Source organism: Nocardioides sp., assembly GCF_031422975.1.
GTDB lineage: Bacteria > Actinomycetota > Actinomycetes > Propionibacteriales > Nocardioidaceae > Nocardioides.
In genome coordinates this window covers 1-8341 of record NZ_JANPEO010000507.1, presented here as the reverse complement: position 1 = coordinate 8341, position 8341 = coordinate 1, and the positions used below count along the sequence as shown (strand labels likewise).

At 69.6% G+C, this 8341-nt stretch carries 7 protein-coding genes and 1 tRNA gene; 4 read left to right on the top strand and 4 right to left on the bottom strand.

Features of this window, described 5'->3' with window-relative positions:
• Positions 1-541: 541 nt before the first annotated feature.
• The 3 genes from RMO85_RS15170 (at position 542) to RMO85_RS15160 (ending at position 3055) form a co-directional block, all read left to right on the top strand.
• Positions 542-1354 carry a hypothetical protein gene (locus tag RMO85_RS15170; protein ID WP_310529561.1) on the top strand — a complete coding sequence of 271 codons (813 nt, stop codon included), beginning with the start codon at positions 542-544 and terminating at the stop codon, positions 1352-1354.
• 64 nt (positions 1355-1418) lie between these two features.
• Positions 1419-2072, top strand: coding sequence for a VTT domain-containing protein (locus tag RMO85_RS15165; protein WP_310529560.1), 654 nt, complete (start codon positions 1419-1421; stop codon positions 2070-2072).
• Entirely contained in the window at positions 2069-3055 is a 987-nt protein-coding gene (locus RMO85_RS15160; RefSeq protein WP_310529559.1) for a glycerophosphodiester phosphodiesterase family protein, read from the top strand. The genes RMO85_RS15165 and RMO85_RS15160 overlap by 4 nt, the downstream gene beginning before the upstream one ends.
• 123 nt (positions 3056-3178) lie before the next feature.
• Here the strand turns inward: RMO85_RS15160 and RMO85_RS15155 are convergent.
• The 4 genes from RMO85_RS15155 to RMO85_RS15140 form a co-directional block, all read right to left on the bottom strand.
• A tRNA-Pro gene (locus tag RMO85_RS15155) sits at positions 3179-3252 on the bottom strand.
• 75 nt (positions 3253-3327) lie between these two features.
• On the bottom strand, positions 3328-4602 hold the full coding sequence (locus RMO85_RS15150; protein WP_310529558.1) for a DUF1501 domain-containing protein: 1275 nt from the start codon (positions 4600-4602) through the stop codon (positions 3328-3330).
• A gap of 5 nt (positions 4603-4607) precedes the next feature.
• Positions 4608-6047 carry a DUF1800 domain-containing protein gene (locus RMO85_RS15145; RefSeq protein WP_310529557.1) on the bottom strand — a complete coding sequence of 480 codons (1440 nt, stop codon included), beginning with the start codon at positions 6045-6047 and terminating at the stop codon, positions 4608-4610.
• 16 nt (positions 6048-6063) lie between these two features.
• Positions 6064-7536, bottom strand: coding sequence for a sulfatase (locus RMO85_RS15140; RefSeq protein ID WP_310529556.1), 1473 nt, complete (start codon positions 7534-7536; stop codon positions 6064-6066).
• A 133-nt stretch (positions 7537-7669) separates the two neighbouring features.
• On the opposite strand from RMO85_RS15140, the gene RMO85_RS15135 reads away from it, so the two are divergent.
• Positions 7670-8341 (top strand): CNNM domain-containing protein (locus RMO85_RS15135; protein WP_310529555.1); only part of this gene is annotated, 672 nt, incomplete at its 3' end.

Sequence of the window (8341 nt, the reverse complement as noted above, 5' to 3'; positions counted from 1 at the left end):
GTGCGTTCTCGCAGACGACTTCGCTCCGAGCTGTCGCCCGCTGCGTCGATCGGGGCGAGACCCGCCAGATCGTCGGTGGTCAACTTCGCAAGGGCCATGACACGAGAGCCTGATGGCTACCACCTGCACGGCACCTGACCGCCCGACGTGACGTGACGTGCTTCGCAGGCATTCAGGTTGTCGGCTGGCTCACGGGTGCACGATCGGTGAAGACTCAAGTCCAAGCCCACTGCATGACCGGAGAACGCCATGTCATCGACAGCCACCACGGGCCGCCCGGTTCCCCCGGCCCTCGCCCCGCGGACCAGTCGCGGCCTCACCGAGCGAGGCCTCCTGGCGGGTGGGGTCTGCGGAGCACTCGCGACCGCGCCCTCGTCATGGGGCACGACGCCCGCGCCTGGCTCGACGAAATGGATGGCCTCGAGGGGTACGCAGTGACACCCCACGGCGACTACTGGTGCACCGATGGGTTCGAGGATCTGGGCCGTCTCGTTGCCGAGCCCATTCGGCACGTGAGCGCCTCCCCAGGCAGGACTGGGACATGAAGGCACAGCGAGCTGTGCACCGACCTGACGCCAGACGGTCCACGGATGTCGCGAGCGCCAACGTGCTCTACACGCTCGGCCGAACGGAGGCCTGCAAGGCACTCGACGCCGTTCTCGGCCTGGCACCCGACCTGATCGGACTCCAGGAGTGGTACCCGTCCCGGCTGGGCCTGTTGCTCGACACCGGCCGCGTTGGTCTGGCCCCCCACATCGGCGGACGATTGCGTCGGCCGACGTCCCACGGCGCACCTGTCTACCTGTGGAACATGCCCCTCATCGGTGGCTGCGCCGTAGGGGCGCGCGCGGACCGCTTCGAGCTCGTGCGATGCCGGACACGCTTTCTGAGCGCGCCCGGACGCGGTGACCCGCACGCTGATCGACGACGCCTGGAACCACCCAGGGAGGCCACCGTCGCGGTCTACCGTGACCTCCTGCTCGATCGCACGGTCTGCCTCGTCAACTACCACCTCGTCTCGGGCGTCCAGGTCCACGGGCGGTACCGGGCAGACCGGCCCGTACTCGCGGCCCGACACCGTCACGAGACCGAGGTCCTCGGACGGCTCGTCCATGAGCAGATCGAGCAGGGCCACGTCGTCTACGCCACCGGAGACTCCAACTTCCACGGCCTGCGGATCGACGGGTTGACCTCAGCCTGGGAAGGGCGCCAGGACTGGCCCGGCACCTTGGGGCCGCACCGCAAGGTCGACGACGTGCACGGCCAGGGTCCCGCCGAGGCGGTCACCCTGCTCAGCACGCCATCCGACCACGTGGCCATCGTCGTACGACGACCCTGCGTCGCGGCCTCATGATCGCCCAGAGTGCGGTCACCCGACAGTCAGGTGAACGGCAGGCGACTCGGCCTACGTTCACCTCATGATCGCAATCCTGACTCCCTTCCTCCTCGTCCTCGGCCCGGTTGCGCTGCTGGTCGCGATGGGGATCGTGTTCGCAGAGACCGGCCTCCTGGTCGGGTTCTTCCTGCCCGGTGACTCCCTGCTGTTCACCCTCGGAGTCTTCAGCGCCGGGGGGCTACTGCACCTCCCCTTCTGGCTGGTCGGGGTGGGCCTGCTGCTCGCTGCGGTGGCCGGCGACCAAGTGGGGTACCTCATCGGACGACGGTTCGGGCCCCGGGTCTTCAGCAGCACCGAGTCGCGCCTCTTCTCCCGCGCGCACGCCGAACGCGCCCAGGCGTTCTTCGCCAAGCACGGACCCAAGGCAGTGGTGCTCGCTCGCTTCGTGCCGGTGGTCCGCACCTTCACCCCGGTGGTCGCCGGCGTCGCTCGGATGCCGCGACGCAGGTTCACCGCCTACAACATCGCGGGAGCCGCCGCCTGGACCATCGGCTTGCTCACTGTTGGCTTCTACCTCGGCGGGGTGCCACTCATCGCGGCACACATCGAGCTGTTCGCGATCGGCATGGTCGCCCTCTCACTGATCCCCGCGGCGGCCGCGCTCCTACGGCACCGGATCTCCGACAACCGCCTGACCGGGCACCAGGACAAACCCGCACCCAGGGTTGCGGCGTGAAGACCCGCCGCGCCGCGGCGGCGGGGTCCCTTGCCGGTCTGGCGGTCGGACTGGTGGCACTTCCGCTTTCCGCGTTGCTCAACAACACCGTGCTGGCCAGCCGAGGAGGTTCGACGACCGGGTTCCAGGCCACCAACGTCGTCGCCACGGCGCGCGTAGCCAAGCCACGGGGCCAGCGCGCGGCGACGGTGCTGGTCATCGCGCACCGGGGTTTCAGCGACATCGCCCCCGAAAACACCGTGCCGGCCATGACCGCGGCGGCCGCGGCGGGCGCGGACCTGGTCGAGTTCGACGTCCAGCGCACCATCGACGGGCACCTCATCGTGGTTCACGACACCACCTTCTCCCGCACCACCGACGTCGCCACTGTCTTCCCCCGCCGCGCAGCCGACCCGGTGGGCAGTTTTTCCCTGGCCGAGGTCCGGCAATTGGATGCAGGCTCGTGGAAGGGCCCCCAGTTCGCGGGCACCGGTGTCCCGACGCTCGATGAGCTGCTGGCCGCGATGCAACCCACCACGACTGGGCTGCTCCTCGAGCTCAAGGACCCTGAGCTCTATCCGGGCTACGAGACGACGGTCGCCCGTGCCCTCTCCAGGCATGGTTTCACCGGATCGGGGCGGGTCTTCGTGCACAGCTTCGACGCCGCCTCTCTGGCAACCTTCCATCACGCCGCACCCACAGTGCCGCTCGGACTCATCACCGAAGACGGAGCCGGGAACGTCCCGACAGGGCAGGACAGCTGGCTGGGCACCATCAACCCGACGGCGGGCACGGTCACCGACGCGGGCGTAGACAGCGCCCAGGCCCGGCACCTCAAAGTGTTCGCATGGCCCCTCGATCCCAGCCAGAGCAGCGCGGCCCAGATCGAGCGACTCGTCGACGACGGAGTCGACGGCATCATCACCGACAACCCGATCCTGGTCCGGCACGAGATCGCCACCGCCGGGGCGACCACGACGCCGGGGAACGGAACCTCGGCTTGAGCGGCTCCAAGCATCCGCCCCGACTGTTCGCTGCGGCAGCCGTCTGTGGGAATGGGCCCTCGCGGGCTCAAGACCTCAATCACCTCTGATCTGCGTCTCCGCAGGTCAGAGGTGATTTCTCGGTCGGGCTGACAGGATTTGAACCTGCGACCCCCTGACCCCCAGTCAGGTGCGCTACCAAGCTGCGCTACAGCCCGAACGCCCGAACGCGATCGGCGGGCCGACGCGCTGAGCGAGCGAAACCTTACCGCAGCCCGGTGGCGTGGCGTGCATCAGGTGGCGCGCGCCGCGACCAGCCCGAGGGGAGCCCCCACGAAGCCGGGAAACACCCGACTCGAGTCGACCGAGAACCGTGCGCGCACGACCTCCGAGAGCACCGCGCGGTAGTCGGTCGTCACCGTGAGATCGGCGTCGGGGGAGTTGCTCAACCCCGGCCAGGTGCCGTAGTAGCGCCCACCGATGACCCCGGCACCGGCCAGGAACATGACGTTGCCGTAACCGTGGTCCAGGCCGTAGTTGTCGTTCTCCACCACCCGGCGGCCGAACTCGCTGAGCGCCACGACCGTCACCTTGTCGCCCAGCGTCCCGATATCGGTGAAGAACGCGGCGAGGGCCGAGGCGAGGGTGGCCGCGTTGTCCTTCATCCGGCCCCATTCCAAGGTGCCGACGCCGGTGTGCATGTCCCAGTCACCCTGGTCGAGCGTGATGACCTGCACGCCGATGTCGCCGCGAACGATCCTTGCGGCATGCGCGAGGGAGTCACCGAGGTCGCCGGAGGGGTACGCCGCACCGTTGACCGGCTCCGTGGGACCAGCCGCGACAGGTGCGAACGTGTCCACCGACGCGAACGTGTCACGAGCGGCGCGGCCCAGGACGCTGCCGTCCTTGCCCCACAAGGTGTCCAGGCTGGCCCGACGGCGCGCGGCGGAGTCGCCGTCGGCGCCGGCAATGCTGATGCCGTCGAGGGAGTCCGCCGCCATGGCCGCGGCCGGCCCGCTCAGGGACGTGGGCAGCACTCCGCTGCCCAGCCCCACGGCCTGCACGGGGCTGGCGATCGCATCGAGGCCGATCAACCGGTTGAGCCAACCCACCCTCGCCGACGATCCGGCGCTGGCGTCCTCGATCTCCTCCATCGCCGCGAAGTGCGACCGGTTGGGAGCGGGCAGGCCGGTGGCGTGGACGGCGGCGAGCTTGCCGGCCTGCCACATCGGCAGCAGCGGTGCCAGCGACGGGTGCAGCCCGAACATGGCGTCGCGGGCGAGCAGTCGATCGGCGGGTACGGCGATGCGCGGGCGCGCCTGGTAGTAGACCGGGTCGGCGTGCGGGACCACGAGGGACAGCCCGTCAGCGGCGCCCCGGAGCGAGAGCACCACCAGGACGGAGGACGCCGGTGCGAGGCCGGCCGCTGACGCGCGGACCTCCGCGCCGCCGTACACGACGGACGCACCGGCGAGGCCGGCCGCGGTCCCCAACATGGCTCGGCGCGAGAGCCGCATCCGGGCGAAGTCCGCGCAGCAGGCAGCGATGGCGGTGGGAGTCGTCGTCATCGTGGTCACCTGGTCATATGGGCTGGGGAGTCGAGCAGGGTGGTGAGGAGCAGCGGCATCTGCCACTGCACGACGGCGTGCTCCTTGTCGATCCGGGTGCTCTGCCTGACACCGACGGCCTGGCAGCAGGCGTCGGTCAGCTGCGTGGTCGCCGGTCGTGAGAGCAGCTCCTGGGAGAGATGCTCGACAAGGTCGTCGAAGCGCAGCTTCTTCTCTGGCAGCCAGGACTTCGCGGACTTGTACACGAGCTCGTTCCTCGGCCACCAACCGCCGGCCATGGCGTAGTGCATGCGCCACGACCCGGTCATCCGGCCGGTCGATGCCCACGCCGCGTTGGTGATCGGGGCGCCATCGGGACGAGGCCAGGAGAACGGACGCGCGCCGAGATCGGCTGTCTGCCACAGGATCGACTCGGCACCCGACTCCGGGCTGAGGGGCTTGCGCGCCTTGACCTTCAGCGCGCGCCAGGTGGCGATGACGTCCTCGCCCGGATCGCGGACCTTGGTTCCGCGGGAGGCGGCGAAGACCGGGGAGGCCACGAGCGCCTCGAGCACCGGCACGATGGCGGTGTCGTGCTTGAGATAGGTCTTGGCGAGGGCGTTGACCAGTGACTGGGGCGGGTCGTCGCGCACGAACTTCACCGCCAGCCGGCGGGCGATCCGCTGGGCCGTCTCGGGATGCGAGGCCAGGTAGTCCGTGTAGCGCCGGGTGAGCTGGCGTCCGTCCCTGTGCCGGTTGGAGTCCTTGAACCCCAGCACCCGCACCGACCCGGTCGCGTGGTCGGCGGGGGAGTAGGACGCGGCGAAGGTCTTCCAGACGTCGACCCGCCACCCGGTGAGGATGCGGGCGGAGTCCTTGACGTCGTCCTCGGAGTGGTGGCCCACGCCGACCGTGTGCAGCTCCAGCAGCTCGCGACCGAGGTTCTCGTTGGGGTGCTCGGCCGTGGACTCGGCGTTGTTGAGGTAGATCCCCATCGCCGGGTGGGTGGTGGCGGTGAAGAGCAGGTCGCTGAACTTCCCGAGCGCTCCGGCACGCAGCGCCTTGCCGTAGGACACGCGGTGGGTGAAGACCCCGTCCGCGTCCGTCGGCACGTGCAGGTGGTTCTCCCAGAACTCCGCCATGATCTCGAGCAGCTGGCGCTTCGAGGTGATGCGGCGCATCAGCACCCAGCGCTGGTAGTCCTCCATCACCTGCCAGCCGGGCTCGACCTCGTTCTGGGTGCGCTGCCACAGATCGAGCGGTCCGCGCGCCAGCGACGGCCACCAGGCTGCGAGGTCGTCGGCGCTGCGGTCGGAGATGCGACGAGGCGAGAGCTGCCGCTCGAACCACGCGGAGGCGCCGAGCCTGCGTACGTCGCGGCGCAGCGACGGCGTCAGGCCGTAGGAGAACCGCAGCGCAAGATGACGCTCGGGACCCGACAAGGTCTTGGTGATGGGAGCGGTCACGGCCGAAGGGTAGGCCTCAGCTGGGGTCGGGCAACAGCCCGAACGTCTCGTTGCACGTCGAGCCGCGACAGCTGAGCAGCTGCAGCCGGCGCTGCTCCAGCAGCATCCGGAGCTCGAGGTAGCCGGGGTCGTCGTAGCGGTTGATCAGCTGGTAGGGATCACGCAGGTCGTCGTAGAGGAACCCGTCGGCGCCGTTGACGCCGTAGAGGTAGCGCGAGGTGCGCACTCCTCGATACGCCCAGCCGTCGCCACCGTCGTCACCGGTCTGGACGAGGGTGGTGTCCCGGAACGGCTGGTCCTGTCCGATCAGGGTGGGTACGAACGAGAGGCCGTCGAGCAGCCAGCCGGGCTGCACGGAACCCAGGGACGTGAAGGTGGCGGGCAGGTCCACGAGCGTCACCGGCAGGTCGGACGTGGCGGCGGCGGCGATGCCGGGTCCGCGGACCAGCAACGGCACCCGGAGCACTTCGTCGGTGAGGACGTTCTTGCCGACGAACCGGTGCTCGCCGAGGGAGTAGCCGTTGTCGGAGGAGAAGACGATGACGGTGTTGTTGAGCTCACCGACGCCGCGCAGCGTCTCGACCAGCGACTCGACGGCCCGATCGACCGACTGCAGGGCTCGCAGTCGGGCCCGGTGCTCGATGATGACGACGTCGGGGTCAGCCGGACGACGAGTGCGAAACGTGCGGGGCTGGTCCTGCACCTCGCGCTCGTTGAACGCGGGTGAGGCGAAGGACGGCGGGATGGCCCGGTCGAAGCGGCCCCTGTCCCGCGACGACGCGGGTGGCGGTACGGGCTTGCCGTTGCCGTTGATGCGGTAGTGCGGGGCGAGGTGCCAGGAGTAGAGGAGGAACGGGTCGTCGCGTCGGGCGAACGCGCGGACCGTCTCGTTGGTCCGCTCGGCGATCACGTCGGTGACATAGCTGTTGCGGTAGGTCTTCGGCTCGCCGTCGTTGTCGAAGGCGAAGTCGAAGTAGTCGTAGACCCCTGCGCTCAACGCGTCCCAGTGGTCCCAGCCGGAGGGTCGGACGTCCTGCGCGGTGTAGCCGTTGAGGAACTTGCCGACGAAACCGGTCTGGTAGCCGCCCTGCTTGAACCACGAGCTGATCTCATGGGTCGGGTCGAGGGCCTGAAAGCCCCCGAACGGGCCGGCGTTGTGCTGCACGCCGTTGTTCTGGGCGTACTGACCGGTGACCAGCTGGGCTCGGGCCGGGCAGCACAGGGGATGGGGGGAGACCGCGTCGGTGAAGGCGATCCCGCGGTCGGCGATCAGCGCGCGAGTGTGCGGCATCCAGCGCAGGTCGTCCTCACGCATGTCGTCGGTCATCACGAAGACGATGTTGGGGCGGTCGGTCCCGTCCGCGTGGACGGTGACCGGTGAGCCGGCTGCGGCCTGCACGGCGCTCGGCAGGGTGGTGGCCTCCTCGGCCATCGTGACGCCCGCCGCGGCGAGCAGCAAGACGATCAGGGCAGTTGTCCCGCCACGCACCCACGCCTGCATTGTGTCCCTAGGATCGCCTCGACCGGAGGACACAGCGTAGGGGGTCGGGCCCGGTCGTCCCAAAGCGGTGGATGACCGCCCCGAGTCGCGCCGCCCGACGCATCCTCGCTTACGCTGAGGCGTGACTCCGTGGCTGCTTCTGCTCGCCTCGATGGCGCTGATCGCCATGTGCGGGCTCTTCGTGGCGGCCGAGTTCTCGTTCGTCACCGTCGACCGCGCCAGCGTTGATCGCGCCGCCGAGGCCGGCGACGTGGCGGCCGAGGGTGTGCAGCGCGCTCTGCGTTCCCTATCGACGCAGCTGTCGGGCGCCCAGGTCGGGATCACGATCACCAACCTGGCCGTGGGTTTCCTGGCCGAGCCGGCCATCGCCCAGCTGGTCGACTCCCCGCTGGGGGCGATCGGGGTGCCGGACGGGTGGGTCTCGCCGATCGCGATCGGCATCGGTCTGGCGCTCGGCACGGTATTGACGATGCTGTTCGGCGAGATGGTCCCCAAGAACGTCGCCCTGGCCATGCCGCTGGAGACAGCCCGCAAGACGCAACGCTTCATGCGTGGCTTCACGGCCCTGTGCAAGTGGCCGATCCGGGTGCTCAACGGCTCCGCCAACGCGCTCGTACGCCGCCTCGGCATCGAGCCCCAGGAGGAGCTCCGCTCGGCGCGCAGCTCCGAGGAGCTCGCCTCGCTCGTCCAGCGCTCCGCCCACCAGGGCACGTTGGACCCCGAGACGGCCGAGCTGATGGAGCGAAGCGTCGAGTTCGGCACCCGCACGGCCGGCGAGATCATGACGCCGCGC